The organism is Rhodococcus sp. C26F (assembly GCF_053345925.1).
The window spans coordinates 1-16,403 of sequence record NZ_JBKFBA010000065.1 but is presented as its reverse complement, the minus strand read 5'-3'; the positions used below and the strand labels follow the sequence as shown (position 1 = coordinate 16,403).

Sequence of the window (16,403 nt, the reverse complement as noted above, 5' to 3'; positions counted from 1 at the left end):
CCCATCCGACCGACCTGTAGGCGTTCTGCTGTGCCTCGACTGCGGGGAGGGTTTCTCCGGCGTTGCCGTCCGAACCGACACCCCACGAGATCGAGTCTCCGTCGACCGTGATGACCACGGGTGCCGCGAGTACGTTGCCTCGAGCTGCACCCCAGCGTCGGAGGCCGGCGAGGTTGGTCACGTCCAGCGCGCCGACGCGCTTCGGGGTGGCATATGTCGAGGCGGCCTCGGTCTTGCTGAGTTTCGCATCGACGTCCGCCTTCAGCCCATAAGTGGCATTAGCGCGCTCTTCGGTGACCAGTCGCTTCGACGCCGGCTGAGTTCCTGGAGATGTCATGAATCAGACTCCCGTCACGTAGGGGACGCCGTCAGCGTCGAGTGCAATAGAGCCGCCACCAGTGGCGGTCGTGTCGAAGTAGGGGACTCCGTCGGCGTCGAGGAAGATCCCACCGCCACCGCCACCGCCCAGTTGGTTTCGGACTTCAGGCGCCAGGTGTTCGAGTTTCACCGACGCGTCGGGCGGTGGCGCACCGAAGCCGCGCGCGCGGAGTCGGGCGACGATCTCCTCGACAGTGACATCGGGGGAAGTCATGATGTTCGTCCTTACTGCGCAGAGTTCACGACATACCGCAGGAAACCTGCGGTGATCGACTGTGCGTTGGCTGTGTTCTTGTACCAAATGGCCCGGAATCGGTCACCGACCACGACATCTCCTGTCCACGAACAGGTTCCCGTCGTGTCGAAGCTCAGACTCGCCGATGTCGCGACCTGCACCCCGTTCCGGAACAACTGAAACGTCGAGGCGGTGCCGGAGGTGGACGACCTGGTCATCGACAAAGTGACCGTGATGTTGCCGTTTCCGTTGACGATCAACTCGTCGCCGACGATCTGTTCCGGTGGCGTTCCTGACTCGGGTGCCCAGCCGGTGACGTGGTTGGTCGAGTTGAATCCGCCTCCGTCGAAGCTGCCGGCCTTGGCCATGCCGAGTGGTGTGAGAGTGATCGCCTGCCAGACCAGAACGTCGCCGCGACTGATCTTTTTCACCTCGGACGCGCCGAACGCCACCTTCGCGATACCTGCGGCGCCGAGTGATTGGCCTGCCATGTCAGGTCCTGAAGTAGAGCGTGTTGGGATCCTTCGTGCCGATCGCGGTGTACTGCGCTTCGGTACCGACCCAGATCGACAGGTTCGTAGCGGTACCGTTCACCGAACCGACGACCCGTCCGACCGCCAGATCCGACGCCGGAATGCCGGACGCGGGCTTGGTGTACTTCGCCGCGATGTCGTCTGCGACCGCGGCCCGGGCGCGAGCATCGGTGTAGTACTTATTCGTTGCTCCCTCGGGTACCGCGTCGGTGCTACCTGGAGAGGGGCTGATCTCCACATACGCCGATCCCGACCAGCGGTAGATTCGGTTGGTGTCGAGGGCGGTGTAGATCTTGCCCGACTCGCCCGAGGCCGGGAACCCGGCCTGGTTCGCGAACTCGACCACATCGTCGACATACGACGGCAGATGCGCAGCGGGAACCTTCGCGCCGGCGTCGAGCGGGGCGTAGCCGTTCGCCTGCCCCTTGTTCGCCGCCTGTTCCCGGCCGGCCAGATCGGATCGGACGGCTGGCGCAAGTTTGCTCGAGGTCACCGCATCCTCGGCGAGCTTCGGGGTGGTGATCGCCCCGTCGACGACCGAGCCGACATAACCTGCCGCCTCGAGAGCCGCGGCTTCGGCCTCCTCGGCCTTCTGAGTAGCTGTCAACGCCAGCGCACTGGACAGTGCCCGGAAGTCTTCGGCCTCATCCCGTGCCGCGACCGCACCCGTCCGCGCCTCCACTGCATCATCGCGCGCTGTTTCCGCCACCTGACGATGCGAGCCTGCCTGTGACGCAGCGGTCGTTGCGGTCGATTCCGCCGACGTGACCGTCGCTTCCGCGGCTTCCACGACGGTGCGGGCCGTTTCCACCGCGGCTCGATCGGCGGCCACTGCTGCCACATCATCGGCCACATCGCCGATTCCGGCGGCGACTTCCTCTGCCAGACGCGCCGCGGCCTCCGCTTTCAGCCGATCCTCGTACACCTGGGAAACAACGGCGGGTTCGTACTTGACCTGAGACTCCAGCAGAACCCACAGGCCCACCTCGTCGAGGTCGGGAATGACGACCTCGAACTCCTGCCATCCCGCCCCACCGGTATCGAGAACGAGTGTCGCCGGACCGGGATCGAGATCGTTGGCGGCGATCACGCCGTTCGAGATGGAGATCTCCACGGGGATCCGGTCGATGACCTTGCCGCTGGCACCTTCGCGGGTGGCCGGCGCGGTGACTCGGAGGATGCCGTCGGCGTTTCGGTCAGCGATATCCGCGACAGTGCCGATGATGCGCGTCATGGTGCCCCCTCAGCTTCAACGGCGGAACTCTTGGGCTCCGCTGCAGGGTCGGGTAGCCACCGGCCGATGATCCGGTTGAGCAGCATGGCGGCCCCATCGAGGGCCCCAGGGAAGGTATTGACGTGCCGCATCACACCGTCGACGCGGATCAACGGCCGCGGCCACCCTTCGATTTGCTGCACCTCGGACGCCCGGGCGGTAGAGGTGTGGCCGTCCTGATGCAGAAGCCAGAGGTCTTCCGGATTGCCGGCCAATGCGACCGTCATGTCCTCCGCGGTGATCAGGTAGCGGCCACTGACCAGAGCCATCTCACTGCTCCAACGTGTAGCCGGCCAACTGCAGCGCCATCGCGTCACTCGGATCGGCCGAGACATACGATCCCGACTGCGGGCGCACCTCACGTCCCACGACGGCGCCGTGCTCGTTCGCGAGGAGCACGACCACCTGTGCCGCGTTCGAGGCGATGCGCGGTTGGGTGTAGATCAGCAGATGATCAGCGCCGGCCATCGGCGGGTCGATCTGGTACAGCGTTGCGGGCGCGGCGAATCCGCCGACGTCGGAAGCGATCTTTGTTGCGGTTCCCATGGTTTCCTCTCAGTAGAAACGAGTCGTGACGTACACGGCGCCGCTTGCGCCATTGCCGCCGTTGCCCGCGAATCCGATCTCGTAGTGCCCGCCGCCGCCACCGGGAGCGGACGGCCAACCGCCATGGCCGCCGCGGCCGCCGTTGCCGGCGCCGTTCTTGCCGTTGCCGCCGGAACCTCCGGAGCCGGGGCCGATCTGCCCGACCTTCGCACTGGTTCCGGACAGGCCGTTATCGCCGAGGGCGAGTTCGTTGGCGATCGGCGCACCGGGTGCGAATGGGCCATCGCCGCCAGGCTTGGGGATGCCATTGCCTCCCGCGATCGCGAGGGATGCTCCCGCGCCACCACGGATCTTGAACGTTCGGTCATGAACTGGGTTCACTGCGGCGCCATACTTGGCCTCGATGGAGTTGCCTCCTGTGGCGCCGACGAGGTTGCCGAACCAGGATTCCCCTCCTGAAGATCCATTACCGCCGTCGTTCGGAGACCCCTGACCTCCGGAACCGACGATGATCGGGACCTCGGAGGGGAGGTCGGCCGCGTCGAATTCGTAGCGTGCCCATCCTCCGGACCATCCGCCACGGCCGCCGCGGCCGTATCCCCCGTTGCCGCCGTTGTTTCCGCGGCCTCCACCGGATGCTCCACCGAGCACGTCGACGATGACGTACTTCGCGTCGGTGGGCTTGTACCAGGTGTCGGACGCAGAGAACGTTGCGAGCTGGGCCTGCATGTTGCCGATGATGATCTCGTCGATGCGGTTGTCGAGACGCGGGACTTCCTTCTCGATCTTCTTCTCCGTCCCGCGAAATCGGTCCGCCATATCGTCGAGATTGAAGATTCCGCCGGTCACACCGTCGAGGGCATCCAGCAATGAGGCGATCATGTTGTTGATCCACTGGATCGCCAGATCGATCACCCACCCGAGCAATCCACCCTGGACGAACTCGCCGGCCATCTCGGACATGTCGCCCCAACCGGTATTGGGGCTACCGGGGACGAATCCGTCAGGCGATGTCATCGCGCTCCTCCTCATGCTGGAATTCCCACAACACGATCAGGCGGTGCAACAGTGCCAGGAGCAGAACGATGGCAGTCGCCGATCGGACTTCGTTGCGCCACGCATAGTCGCCGAACCACCAGAACGCAATCTGTTGCAGCCCGATCAATCCGAGAGCGACCGCGGTGTACATCAACGTCTTGCCGGCCTCGGTAGAGCGCCACGGTGAGCGGAATCCGTACAGGGCGACGAATAGCCAGGCGAGGATGGTCATCGTCGTGAGCAGGATCCGGGCCTCAGTTTGGGGTCCGAACGCGATCACGACAGCGGCGCACGCAACCGCGGCTCCTGCCAAAATGATTCGTCTCACGCGTGCCTCCGCCTCATCGCCGCCGACGCCGCCGCACCGAAACCGTTCACTTTCAACGCCGTATCGACCTTCTGCGACAGATCGTGGATCTCTGTCCATCGCGCCTTCGCTTCCATGAGCTGTTGTTCTGTCAATGCCAATTCCGCTTGGGCACGCGTCACTTCGACCGGGTCCTGACGGCGCTTCTTTCTCCACGGCCACCGGATCATGCTGGCTCCTCGGTCGCCGCGTTCTTGATCTCGTCCGCGATATGGAGGGAAAGTCTCGAGTGCCCCATCAACTCTCCGATCTGCTTCGACTGGTCGAGCACCAGTTCGTCGAGCTTTTCGATGCGTCGACCCTGTGCCTCGATCTGTCGATCTCGATCTCGAATTGCTGCGTTGTGCAAGGGTCGAGGAACGAGCACTCCGAACATCACGAGCAGAATCGCGATGGTCAGCAGTCCACCAAGCCCAACCTCGGATGCCGCTCCGATGAAGAGTGCCTCCACCGATTACCCCTTGGCAGGATTCACGACGAACGGATCCGTCGGCGGTTCCGGATCCGGGGTCGGAACCGGGATACCGAACGACGTAGCTCCGCCACCACCACCGGCGCCGCCGGGAACAATCCTCACCGACGTCGCCGGTCGAAACTCCCGTGATGCGCGCTCCAAAGCAGCTTTCGACTCACGCAGGAGTCGTTCCTTGATCTGCTCGATCGCAGGTTCAGGAGCAGTCACGGTGGTCTGCACAGTCTGCAGCATTTCGCGCTTCTCGTTCGGCACCAAGTAGACGAGCACTGCGGTGGCGATCGACGCGGTGATGGTCAGCCAGGACGCCAACTCGGTGGGGATCACCCCAGCCAGGGATGCGAGCACCTGGGGGACTACCGCGACGATCGCGCCCAGGACGGCGATCAGTCCTTTTCGGATCTCTGCGAGCGTCATTACTTTCCATCCTTCTGAGTGAGCATCTCGATGATTCGGTCGTTCTGCTTCTGGATCACGTCCAGGCGGTCCGCGATCCGAACCTGATTCGTGAGCGACTGGGCCACGGCGTCGACGAGCGTTCGGTTGTTGATCTGCGGCCAGCCGTCGAACGAGTACGGGTTGGGGCCGATCAGCTGCTTGAGGATCTCGGCGACGGCGTCGACGAGCGAGCGCCCACCGAGCTGATCCCAGCCTGCGAGTTCCGGACCTCGCAATTGCTTCTGTACGTCCTCGGGAACGGACACGGTTCCTCCTTCGATGCCGAGCATCTCGAGTAGTTCCGGCAGGTCCATGCCGGTGAAGTTGGCGTCGCACGCACCGAATGGAGGGCACGGGACTCTGTCGCTGTACTGGTGCGCGAACCGGCCGGGGTAGTCGTAGCTGTCTCCCGGCTTGCGGCCGTAGTGGGGCACGACCAGTTTCAGATCAGCCGGTCGCCGTGGCCACAGGTTCGGCGCGGGATTCGGGTTGTAGTAGCCGATCACCCGGCGAGGATCGCCGTACCAGCCGCGTAGCCGGTCGATCTCGTCGTTGACCTCGGCGGAGACGTCGTTGAAGTACTGTCCTGCGTCCTCGACGTCGACCATCGTCGCGGTCTTCGGATGTCCCCACAGGTCGGACGACTTGAGGATCTCCCGGTGTAGATCACAGTTCGCCTGGCCAGGCCGGAAGAAGTAGTACGGGATGACGAGGTCGAGCTTTCCGGCGTCGAGCATTGCACGTGCGCGGCGCCCGTTCTCGTGCGCAAGGGTGTCGCGGATGTCGCCGCTGTTGGTGCGGAAGCTGAACACCCGGTGCGGGTAGCTGTCGTCGATGGGGCCGTTCTGGTAGTGGCTGACGTCGGCCCAGAAGACTCCGCTCATTTCACACCTCCGGTGAGTTGGACCCAGATGTCCTGCCAGATCTCGGAGTCCGGATCCGCTGTCGGTGCAGGTGACTGTTCGGGTGCGAGGAGACCGAGGTGACCCTCTTTGAGTTCCTTCGCAAAGGCGGCAAGTGCACGGTTCGGCACGCCGTCGGGATCGAACTCTGGCACGCCGATCTGGTAGTGCATCTCGTCGGCACGGGACCAGTCGGCGCCCCAGAAGATGAACCCTCGGAAGAGCTTGAGCCCCGCGCGCACCTTGGCGATGCGATCGGCCGGCATCACGCGGCGACCCCACGGGTACTGGGTTGCGTTGAAGTCGAGCGCAGTGCCGGAGAGGTGATTGGAGTTCGGGACATCGTTGGTCGCCGACCAACCCCAGTCGTCACCGACGCCCGACTGGTATCGGTCGAGGGGTTCGACGTTGCGGTGGTACCAGGTGGCCCAGGCGCGCAGGACGACCTCGGCGGGGCCGGATCGGACGATCATCGCCGCGAGGTAGTCGTTGTTCGCGCCGGGGATGTAAATGCGATCGCACTCGTCGCGGTTGCACATTCGCCAGCCGTTCTCGGACCACGAGTGGCCATATACGGTTCGGAATCCCATGACTACGTCTCCGTTTCGTTCACGTCGTCGACACGGGACACGGCGCTCGCCTCGCCACGGGGGTCCTCGAGGATCTCGGCGAGCGCGGTGGCCGGCAGCTCGGCGAGCTGGGCGCGGATGTGCGCGTACGGGTCCGGCCGGTTCGGCGCCGGCCGCTTCGTCGAGTTCCACTGCCCCGGGTTGTGCGGGTGGATCGGACCCGTAATCGGCGGGTCGTACCGACTGCGGGATTCCTCAACCGGCCGGAATCCGAGGTTCTCGATGTGCTTGGCGAGCGAGTTGATCTCGTCCGGATCGAACGTCGCCGGCGGCGACATCTCCCCGTTCGTGGGGGGATGCATGAACACGTACGCGTACGGGTGCATCCCTTCGGGTAGTGCCCTCTGCAGTTCTTCGGGTGTCACTTCGACCTCCTGGTCTAGATGGCGCTCGAGTGCTGGCGCAGTGCGCCGCTGATCGCTTCGAGTCCGCGCAGTGCTCGCGTGCCGGCAAGTTCGTCGGATCGGTAGTCGCCGACATTGATCTCCCAGGGCTGGTCCGGGTTGTCCCGTGACCAGGACTGTCGAACGGAGGCGATGTGCGAGAGCCAGATACGGTCGCCGATCTCGAATCCGGCGCGCAGTCCGTCGTCGATGTGCAGGCCCACCCGGTACGGGTTCGCGTCGTCGACCTCGGAGGCGAAGCTGACGTAGCCGCGAGCCTTGTGCAGCCCGACGCGAATGGTCTGCAGACCGGATGGCGACACTGCGACACCGCCGCCGGCCTCGAAGCCGGACTTGTGCGCGAATCGGCCCATGTTCGCTTTGCGCTGGTAGTTGGTCAGGCTCGCCCACGCCAAGATGACGTCCTCGACCGCCTTGTCGAAGATGCCGAGGGTCAGCCACGGCATGCCGATGAGCGTGCCGAGCAACCCGAGCAGGATGTTCGAGAGCAGCTTTGCGCCCTGGTTGATGGCATCCGGTGACTTTCCGCCGGTCATGATCGTGTGCTCGATCGGCTTGTGGATGACCATCTTCGATTTCAGCCCGCGGTGTTGGCCGCGCCGGAGGATGACCCATGGTCCGTTCGGGTCCGTGTTGTCGGGGTCGTCGTTCGGATCGGCGATGGTGACCGTATCGGAGGTGCCGTCGGATCCGAAGATGCGGAGCAGGTCCCGGATCGGGTCGAGGATCGTGCCGGTGATGCCGGGGATCGTGGCGCGTTTCTTGATGTCGAACACCATCGTCGGACGGTCGAGGATGAAGTGCGACGGGCACGGTTGCGGGTCTCCCGGCTCCCACAGTTCGGCGGTCAGTTGCAGTCCGCCGTCCTCGAGCGTCGGGTGGACGAGTTCCCAGTAGTCGTCCATGCGGGAGCCGAGCGCACACCACGGGCCGACACCGTCACGTTCGGCGATGTACGGGACCATCACCATCGGCCACTTGGCGTTGTCGAAGTTGGCCCGCCAGTTCGACGCATCCCAGATGTCGAAGCCGGGGATCCATCCGGGTTGCTGCTCGCGCAGCAGGTTCCGGTGGGCGTATCCCTTGCAGACTTTGATCGAGTTGCCCCATTGAAAGTCGATCTTCGGTGCCTGCACTGCCAGCGGGGCGAAGGTGTTGGGCCAGCACTGCAGGTGCTTCATCTCGTCGAGGATGTGCAGGGCCATCAGCCGGACGATCGCGTTGCCGTGCTCGTCCTCGTCGTACTCGATGTCGAAGACCTTGAAGCACGCCTTCTTCCACGGCGCCCGGAACACCAGGAACATGTCCTGCTCGAGACGCTGGGCGTCGATGGCCCAGTGAGCGAGATCGTCCTCGCCGTCGAGCGCGACCGACGCCTCGCCGACCTCGTTGCACATCGTTTCCCAGTCGGCGTCGTACTCACCGTCGACGTCCCCGACGAGCTCGAGGTTCCGGTCGTGGATGGTGACCCGGGTCCGGAGCAGTGCGAGCGCAGCCTCCTCATACTCCTGGGCGTCGATCGCCGCGAGGTCAGCATCGAGGTCGTATCTCACAGGCACTCACCCCCAGGGCATCTCGTGATAGCGCGGCATATGGATCCGCAGTTCGGCCGGCACCGCGGATCCCTGAACCTCAACCGGCAGATCAGCATGCAAGGTGCGCGGCGGGATCTCGTACAGGAAGCTCACGCCCCGCATCGCCTTCCACACCTCGAACCCAGCGCCGGCCGCGCGGAGGGTCTGGAAGTCCTGACGGGTCTGCACCCGCCAGCCCTTCGTCTGGGGTGGGATCGGCACCATCCGCCCCGACAGGCCGTCCGGCAGCAGCCATTTCTCGGCCGGTGTGCCTTCGAACTTGAGCCACAGCGGCACGTCGGTCATGTTCGACACCGGGAAGGTCCCCACGTGCGACCCGACGCCGGGCTCCCACTTGATGACCTTCGTCCCGGACGTCAGGTACGGCCAGCACGCGACCGCGACCATCTCGACGTCGATACGGGTGGTCTGCATCGACATCCGGCCGACGATCTTCGGATCACGGTCGAGCCGAAGCCGGATCGTGCGTCGACCGTGCGAGGTCCTTGTGGTGACCTCGTTGTCGTGGTCGAATGACCACACCGCCATCTGCGCCGCGAACTCGCGTTCGAAGTCGTGACGGGTGCGGCCTTCGATCCGCAGCTGGAAGTCGAGGAGACGTTCCTCGATCTTCGTGACCCTCGGTGTCGAACCGTGCTGGTATGCCCGGGAGGTGCGGGTCGGGGTGCGCGGCACAGGAACCCAGAGACCATCGAGACCGCCCTGGATCCAGGAGTCCTGCGCGGTGCGGGACGGGCCGCCGTAGTTGTGCCGCGACCCGTCCCATCCGACCATGCTGATCGAGTCGATCACCGTCGAGTCCTCGACTCGGAGCTGCGGCCGCGGCCGCGTTCACGCTGGTTGAACATAATCTCGATCTCCCTCCTCATTGCCGGCGACAACTCACCGTTGAAGTTCCAGTTGTCGCCGCCGCCGACCGGAGCCAGCTCGAGTGCCGACCGGTCGGCCGAGGACATCGCTTCACGCGGTGCCGAGGCTGCCGACTGGACGCGGTCGAGCATCGGGATCAGGTCCTCAAACGCTTCCGTCTGCCGCGGCGAGAGCACACGCTCGGGACGGATGACGTCCTTGAGCATGAAGCCGCGGCCGGATGCGATACCGCCCTGGTCGTAGTAGCCGTTCTTCTCCCAGAACGACTTCGCCCGGATCGGATCGCCGTACCGGTCGCGGATGTACTTCGCGCCGGCCTGCCCCTGGATGTACGGATCCGGACTTTCATCCGGCAGGTACTGATCCTTCGTCGACCCGAGGAACTGGAACAGACTGAACGCACCACTGGACGGGTTGCGCGCGAGCGGATTCCAGCTCGATTCCTTCCCGATGATCCAGTCGGCCGCGGCCCACTGCTCTCCTTCGTTCCAGCCGTACGGCGCGAACGCCCGCTTGACCGCGTCAACAACCGACTCGGGCTGAGACGGTGCCTCCACCGACTTCGGGGCTTTCACCGTGGTTTCGGTGGTCCCCGTGGACTCGGTCGAGGCCGGTGGCTGCGTGTCGGTCTTGTAGTCGTCGTACGTGGCCTCGTTACGAGCCTGGGCTTCGTCCGAGCGGCCCCGACCCCGGTCGTCGACCAGGTTCAGACCTTCGAACTGGCTCGAGAACCCCGCCATGCCGAGCAGATCGTTGCCCCACTCTGCGAGCAGTGAGGTACCGATCTGCGCGCCGACGCCGAGCCAGTCGATCTCTGCCGCATACTTCGCGGCAGCCGCCGGACCGACCTCGACCTTGTCCTGCTCGTATCCGTACTGGCTGTAGTCCGCTGCCGGAGTGGACTCCGCTGCAGGAGCGTTGTTCATCATGCCCATCGCAGACAGTGCCCCAGCGATATCGCCGCCCAGGAGCAAATCCTTGATGAGCTTGATCTGATCCCAGTTCAGCACCGCCTCCGGTCGCCCGGTCTCGTTGCGGACGATCGAAAGCCCATTCGGGATCCACCCGCCCTTGTCGCGGAACAGGCCACCGATGCTCTTGGCCTTGTCCCACACCGACCCGAGAAGATCCCCCAGCCCGGCCACCTTGTCGGACAGGAACGTCGACGTCAGGTCGCGGCCCTTGTCCAGGTAGGCCGGAGGAACGCCGACCCATGCGGGCGGAGGCGTTCCGATTGCGGCACCGATACCAGCCTTGATCGGGTTCAGGAAGAAGTCGAAGACTCCAGCGATCTTCTGCTGTAGCCACGACTGCTTGCCCTCCGGCGACGGACCGCCACCGGGCCCGGCCGACTCGAACGCACCGTCCGCCCCGATCGCCAGGTGAAACAGGCCCGGCCTCTTACCCGCGAACTGCGGACTGTCGGCACCAGCTGCGGGGCCACCGTAGGCGACGTAGCCGTGACCACCGCCAGACTCGACGTTGACCGTCGAGTACGGGCCGACACCGGTGAGGGTGCCGGCGGTGTGCCCACCGCCCGGACCACCCGGATCGTCGTGCACGCCCACTGAGAAGCCGACACCGAGACCCGGCTTCCACGGCTGTCCACCGGGGAACGATCCCGTTGCCCACTTCCACACGCCGTTGCCGCCGTTGATGATGGCGTCGGCGATCGCGGACATGTATCCCGAGCAGTCCTCGAACCCCCAGGTGTAGGGGTTGCCGTTGCGGCTCTTGGCGGCACGGTGGCCGTTCTCGAGCTGCGTCTGCCACATCGGGCGGATCTCGCCGCCGTCCTTGTAGCCGGGTAGGAATCGGTCGAACATGCCCTGCGGGTTGACGTTGCCCAGCCCCTTCGCCGCCACCTGGGCGCCGTAGCGGCTGAGGTTGTCGCGACCCACCTCGGACACGAGTCGGCCGTTGTCCCACGAGAACGGGATACCGCGGGCGATCATGTCGCGGATGGCGTAGAGCACGTTGTGGCCGCCGGCCTTGAGCACCTCGAGAGCGGTGACCATGTGCTCGCCGTTCGAGCCCCACATCAGCACGTCGTCGGACGTGCCGGACCCGGGACCACGGATAGCACCACCGGTGGCGTGCTCAGGGATGCCGTTGAGTGGTTGCGCTTCACCGAGGCCGAGAAGACCCGCGACCTTGTTCCACGCCTCCATGATTCCCTGGTTCCAGACCGTGTTGATCAGGAAGTTGATCGGCTTCGCGAGGGTGGCCTTGAGGCTGTTCCACTTGTCGCCGATGCCCTTGACGACCTCGGAGAAGAAGTCGCGGACCTTGCCGAGGGCGCCGGTCATGGCGTCCCAGGCCTTCTTGATGACGTTCTCCCAGACCCAGTTGATTCCGTTGCCGAGAGCGTCCCACGCGGGCTTGATGTACTCGTTCCATACCTTGACGAAGAAGTCGCCGATGTTCTGCAGACCACGAATAAAGCGGTCCCACAGCGGCTTCAGGATGGTGTCGTACACCCAGGACAGTCCGGCACCGAGCGCGTCCCACGCGGGTTTGATCAGCGAGTTCCACACCCACACGAAGAAGTCACCGATGTTCTGCAGACCACGAACGAAGCGGTCCCACAACGGCTGCAGGATGGTGTCATAAACCCACTTGAGTCCGTTCCCGAGGGCCTCCCACGCCGGTTTGATCAGCGAGTTCCACACCCAGGAGAAGAAGTCACCGAGTGCCTGCAGCCCGGCCTTCATCAGCTCCCACACCGGCTTCGCGATCGTGTTCCACAGCCAGGAGATGATGTTGCCCATCATCTCGACGTAGAGCTTGATGCCCTCCCACAGGAGCATGAAGGCGACAGCGACTACGGCGAGCGCAACCTTGATGGCGGTGAACACCGGCTGCACTATGTTCTCGTACAGCCACGAGAAGATCTCACCGATCTTCGTGAACGCCGGGCGGATCGCCTCCTCCCACAACCACGTGAACGCCGACCCGATCCCGTCGAGCGCACCCTTGATAAACTCCCACGCCGACGCGAGCGCCGACTTGATTCCGTTCCACACCGACTCCCAGATCCGCTTCCCGGTCTCGGTTTGGGTGAAGAACCACACCAGGCCGGCCACAAGGGCAGCGATCGCGATCAGGATGAGCGCGATCGGATTCGCGCTCATCACCGCGTTGAGCGCACCCTGAGCGATCGCACCGGCGATCAGGGCCGCCCTGTAGGCGGCCAGCGCGATCGTGTTGCGGCGGATGCTCGTTGTCGAGCGTCCGGTCGCGGCGATGAACACACCCTGCGCCACGGACGAGGCGAACATCGCCGCGTTCCACAGTGTCATCGTCACGGCGGCCACCTTCACCACACCGACGACGGCGAGCAGGATCGGTGCCATCGGCGCGAGCTTCGTGATGATGGTCGCCAGGTGCGGCGCCAGCACCGCGAGGATCTCCGCCCACGGCGAGAACGCCGCCACGAGGGCGGGCAGCGCCGGTGCGAGGTTGGCCAGGGCCTCACCGAGGGCCGGCATCAGCACCCGCGCCATGTCCATGAGTCCGGGGATCGAGTCCTGGATGGCCTGCCCCATGGCCGCGAAGCCGGGGGCCAGACCGGCCGCCGATTCCGCACCGAACCCACGGATGAGTTCGAACACGGGTCCGACGACGTTGCCGATGTTCTCGAACGTCTGCCGGACGCCGTCGAGCGAGGCCCGCAGATCGTCCGCGGTGATGTTGCGCAGCTTGTCGCCGATGCCCAGCAGCCAGTCGTTGATCGACTGACCCGTGTGCGCGAACGTCTGCGCCGCCGTTCCGAGAACGCTGATCAGGCCGGAAAACACCGAACCCAAACCGTTCTCGCCCTGCGCAAGGCTCTGGAAGAAGGTGTTCGAGCCGGTGATCATCCGATCCCAACCAGCCACCGCGGCCGGACTCGAGATCGACGTGGCGATCTGCGAGCCGATGGTGCCGAGCGTGGTCGCCAGGATGCCGAGGTTCGGTGAGAGCCGATCGAGCAGTCCCCCGAGTACGGAGAACGAGTCGACCATTGCCAGGCTGAACTGATCGGTGATGTTCTCCCGAAGATTCTTGAACGCCTCCAGGAGTGGTGCGAGCCGCTGTCCGATCTTCGCCGCGAACGGATCGATCGAGGAGGCCGAGGACTCCGCCGCCTCCGCCATGCTCTCGTACGCGTCGGCAACAGCCTCAGCGGCGTCGGCATTGGCCTGGGCCACGTCCTTCTGCGTCTGCGTCAGGTCGGCCTGAGCGTCCTTGAGCTGCTCGTTCGCATCGGCCTCGCGTTCCTTGGCCTCGACGACCCGGTCAGATCCTTCGATGCCCTTGGCCTGCGCGTCGGCGATCTCGGCACGTTCCTGCTTGGCTGTAGCCTTGATCTCCTCGTACGCTTGCTTCGCCTCACGGACACCGAGTTCGGCACGCCACCGATCGAGCCCATCCGCATCCGGATCCGCACGCGTCTCGCGCAGGGTCTTCTCGGCTTCGGCCAGCGCCAGTGCGGCGCCCTCCTCGTCGAGAGCCAGACCGGCGAGGGTCCGCGCGTAACCTTCAGCGTCGCGCTTGGCCTCCTGTCGAGCCTCGTTGACCTCGTCCTGAGCTTCCTTGACCGCCTCCTGCGCCTTGACGACCTGCTTCTCGGCAGAGACGATCTGCCGGTTGCCCTGCTCGGCAGTGCGGGCCTGCGACTTCTTCGCGTTCTCGACGGCCTTGAGCGACGAGGCGCTCTTCGATGCGGTGGCACCGACGTTCTTCTGCGAGTCGGTCCATGCCTTCGCACCTTCGGACAGTCCCGCGAACGCCAACTTCGCCACGCCGATGGCGGGGCCGAGGATGCCTGCCGCAGCAGCCGCAACGGTGCCCATCGCAGCTGCGATCGACGTCAGGCCCGAGATCATCGGGCCGGCCATGAACGAGCCGACGACCGAACCGAGCGCCGACACGGCACCGAGCGCCGCCGCGGACCCCACGGTGATCATGCCGAGGGCACGGCCGATACGGGTGAGGATGCCGACCAGCTTGGCTGCCGCGGCCATCACCATCAGGGCAGCGGTCACCCGGCCGATGTCGCGAGCCAGGATGCCGGCGGCAGCTGCCGCGAGGCGCAACGCACCCGCCAGCTTGGCTACACCGACACCGGTCATCGCCTTGAGCAGCGAGGTGCTCACGAGCAGCCCCATGCTGAAGGACTTCAGGACACGGGCCGCCAGGCCGATGACGGTCGCGGCCGTGCCGACGTTACGGACAACCGATCCCGCCGCGTCGCTGATGAACGAGAACCCCGAGGCAGCCAGGCGCATGCCGTTGCCGATGGCGGAGACGAATCCGGCTGCGAAACTGCGCCCCTCTTCGTTGCCTCGAGCACGCGAGTTCATGCCCGCGGTGACGCCGCTGGCGAACTGCGCACCGGCGGCCCGTCCGCCGGCCCCGAAGCGGCCGGTCAGCCGCTGCAGGAACGAGGCGCTGTCGGCGTCGGCGCGCTTGTCGTCGATCCGGGTCTCGATGTGCACGACACGGTTCGCGGCGGTCGTACGCTTCGACTCGGCCGCATTGAGCGCTGCGGCAGCGGCATGGCTGTCCCGTTTGGCCTTGACGACCTTCGCCTCGGCGTCCGCGAGCCGCTTGGCGTCGGTGACACCCTTGGTGCGCAGGGACTGCAGCTGCAGTTCGGCGTCGGCGGTTTCCTTCGTCGCGGCCGCTTCCTTGCGCCGGGCATCGGCCGCAGATTTCGTGGCGCTGTCCAGGTCGGCCTTCGCCTTGGCAAGCCTGCGCTGATCGACCTCGACGTCGATCTTGTGGTCGACCGGGTGGCTCTTGATCTCCGACCGGACCCGCTTGAAGTAGCCGGACATCGAGGGCAAGACGTTGATGTAGGTCTGTCCACCCTGCAGGTCAGCCATCGTTTACCTCCGGTGGGGTGTAGCGCCGCGTGTAGCGGCTGCCGAGGAGCTGTGAGGCGATGTCGTCGTGCTCGACGAGGGCCTGGAACTCTTCGACGCGATCGCGCGCAGTCTGCGGGCGAGGTAATGGCCGCGGCGGCTTGCCGCCCTTGCCCTTGAACTTCGGCGACGCAGCCCACACGCCGTGAGCGGTTTGGCGTGAGGAGTCGAGAATGCTGGTGAGCAAAGCCTTTTCGGATGTCCACCCCACCAACGACGGACGTTTGGACGGCGGCGGCAGTTCGCCGCGCTGTTCCATCTCGAGGATCTTCTGAGCACGCTCGTCGTCGTTGGCGATCGCGGCGTGGTACCAACCGCCCTCGGGCAGTGCCGGCAGGAGCCGGAGCAACCGGTTCCACGGATTGTTCAGATGGTCGCGGACCCAGTCGTAGAGCCGCTCGTCGCCGGGCATGGCGAACAGATCCTTTTCGATGGCGTCGCCGTAGCGGTCGATCTCGTCGACCAGATACGCCCATCCGGTGTCCGGTGGGACGAGGATCCCGAAGTGTTCGCGGATGTCGTCGACGAGGTCGGCAAGTTCGGAGAACGGCCGGCGGGCGTAATGGTCGAGGATGACATCGGCCAGCTCGTCCCCGACGAGGAGATCGAGCTGGTCGTGGACGGAGACGGTGGTGTCGAGGTCGGCGACATCGGTGGAGTCGGGTGCCTCGATGACGAGCTCGGGTCCGTCCTCGTCGTCTTCGTCCAGAGACAAGACGAACGGGCCGACAGCCTCACCCAGGAGTACCCGAAAGAAGGAGGCCGTCGACCCGTTGTCGTCGCGCATCTATCAGCGGCGACCGCTGCGGCG

At 65.2% G+C, this 16,403-nt stretch carries 18 protein-coding genes; all 18 read right to left on the bottom strand.

Annotation, left to right across the window (positions count from 1 at the left end; all coding sequences use genetic code 11):
- On the bottom strand, positions 1–337 hold a 337-nt coding region (locus ACLBYD_RS29100; protein ID WP_447819169.1), incomplete at its 3' end, for a hypothetical protein.
- A gap of 3 nt (positions 338–340) precedes the next feature.
- Positions 341–592 carry a hypothetical protein gene (locus ACLBYD_RS29095; protein ID WP_447819168.1) on the bottom strand — a complete coding sequence of 84 codons (252 nt, stop codon included), beginning with the start codon at positions 590–592 and terminating at the stop codon, positions 341–343.
- A gap of 11 nt (positions 593–603) precedes the next feature.
- Positions 604–1,104: a hypothetical protein gene (locus tag ACLBYD_RS29090; RefSeq protein ID WP_447819167.1), complete on the bottom strand. Its 501-nt coding sequence runs from the start codon at positions 1,102–1,104 to the stop codon at positions 604–606.
- Position 1,105: 1 nt separating this feature from the next.
- Positions 1,106–2,380 (bottom strand): phage upper tail fiber protein, encoded by a 1,275-nt coding sequence (locus ACLBYD_RS29085; RefSeq protein WP_447819166.1) that lies wholly within the window; start codon positions 2,378–2,380, stop codon positions 1,106–1,108.
- A complete protein-coding gene (locus ACLBYD_RS29080) occupies positions 2,377–2,688 on the bottom strand; it encodes a hypothetical protein (protein WP_447819165.1) in 312 nt (103 codons plus the stop codon). The genes ACLBYD_RS29085 and ACLBYD_RS29080 overlap by 4 nt, the downstream gene beginning before the upstream one ends.
- Position 2,689: 1 nt before the next feature.
- Entirely contained in the window at positions 2,690–2,965 is a 276-nt protein-coding gene (locus ACLBYD_RS29075) for a hypothetical protein (protein ID WP_447819164.1), read from the bottom strand.
- 9 nt (positions 2,966–2,974) lie between these two features.
- Positions 2,975–3,982, bottom strand: coding sequence for a glycine-rich domain-containing protein (locus ACLBYD_RS29070; protein ID WP_447819163.1), 1,008 nt, complete (start codon positions 3,980–3,982; stop codon positions 2,975–2,977).
- Positions 3,969–4,430: a putative phage holin gene (locus ACLBYD_RS29065; protein WP_447819162.1), complete on the bottom strand. Its 462-nt coding sequence runs from the start codon at positions 4,428–4,430 to the stop codon at positions 3,969–3,971. The genes ACLBYD_RS29070 and ACLBYD_RS29065 overlap by 14 nt, the downstream gene beginning before the upstream one ends.
- The gene (locus tag ACLBYD_RS29060; protein ID WP_447819161.1) at positions 4,328–4,540 is read right to left on the bottom strand and encodes a DUF7620 family protein; all 213 of its coding nucleotides are present in this window, start codon (positions 4,538–4,540) and stop codon (positions 4,328–4,330) included. The genes ACLBYD_RS29065 and ACLBYD_RS29060 overlap by 103 nt, the downstream gene beginning before the upstream one ends.
- Positions 4,537–4,821 carry a hypothetical protein gene (locus ACLBYD_RS29055; protein WP_447819160.1) on the bottom strand — a complete coding sequence of 95 codons (285 nt, stop codon included), beginning with the start codon at positions 4,819–4,821 and terminating at the stop codon, positions 4,537–4,539. The genes ACLBYD_RS29060 and ACLBYD_RS29055 overlap by 4 nt, the downstream gene beginning before the upstream one ends.
- Positions 4,822–4,824: 3 nt before the next feature.
- Complete coding sequence (locus ACLBYD_RS29050) at positions 4,825–5,259, bottom strand: hypothetical protein (protein ID WP_447819159.1); 435 nt, start codon at positions 5,257–5,259, stop codon at positions 4,825–4,827.
- Entirely contained in the window at positions 5,259–6,164 is a 906-nt protein-coding gene (locus tag ACLBYD_RS29045; protein ID WP_447819158.1) for a hypothetical protein, read from the bottom strand. Before ACLBYD_RS29045 ends, ACLBYD_RS29050 begins: the two co-directional genes overlap by 1 nt.
- A complete protein-coding gene (locus ACLBYD_RS29040) occupies positions 6,161–6,772 on the bottom strand; it encodes a M15 family metallopeptidase (RefSeq protein ID WP_447819157.1) in 612 nt (203 codons plus the stop codon). The genes ACLBYD_RS29045 and ACLBYD_RS29040 overlap by 4 nt, the downstream gene beginning before the upstream one ends.
- Before the next feature lie 2 nt (positions 6,773–6,774).
- On the bottom strand, positions 6,775–7,176 hold the full coding sequence (locus ACLBYD_RS29035; RefSeq protein ID WP_447819156.1) for a phage gene 29 protein family protein: 402 nt from the start codon (positions 7,174–7,176) through the stop codon (positions 6,775–6,777).
- 14 nt (positions 7,177–7,190) lie between these two features.
- Positions 7,191–8,768 carry a Gp37-like protein gene (locus ACLBYD_RS29030; protein ID WP_447819155.1) on the bottom strand — a complete coding sequence of 526 codons (1,578 nt, stop codon included), beginning with the start codon at positions 8,766–8,768 and terminating at the stop codon, positions 7,191–7,193.
- Between the two features lie 6 nt (positions 8,769–8,774).
- On the bottom strand, positions 8,775–9,602 hold the full coding sequence (locus tag ACLBYD_RS29025) for a hypothetical protein (RefSeq protein WP_447819154.1): 828 nt from the start codon (positions 9,600–9,602) through the stop codon (positions 8,775–8,777).
- Positions 9,599–15,553: an aggregation-promoting factor C-terminal-like domain-containing protein gene (locus ACLBYD_RS29020; RefSeq protein ID WP_447819153.1), complete on the bottom strand. Its 5,955-nt coding sequence runs from the start codon at positions 15,551–15,553 to the stop codon at positions 9,599–9,601. Before ACLBYD_RS29020 ends, ACLBYD_RS29025 begins: the two co-directional genes overlap by 4 nt.
- Positions 15,546–16,379: a hypothetical protein gene (locus tag ACLBYD_RS29015; protein ID WP_447819152.1), complete on the bottom strand. Its 834-nt coding sequence runs from the start codon at positions 16,377–16,379 to the stop codon at positions 15,546–15,548. Before ACLBYD_RS29015 ends, ACLBYD_RS29020 begins: the two co-directional genes overlap by 8 nt.
- Positions 16,380–16,403: the final 24 nt, after the last annotated feature.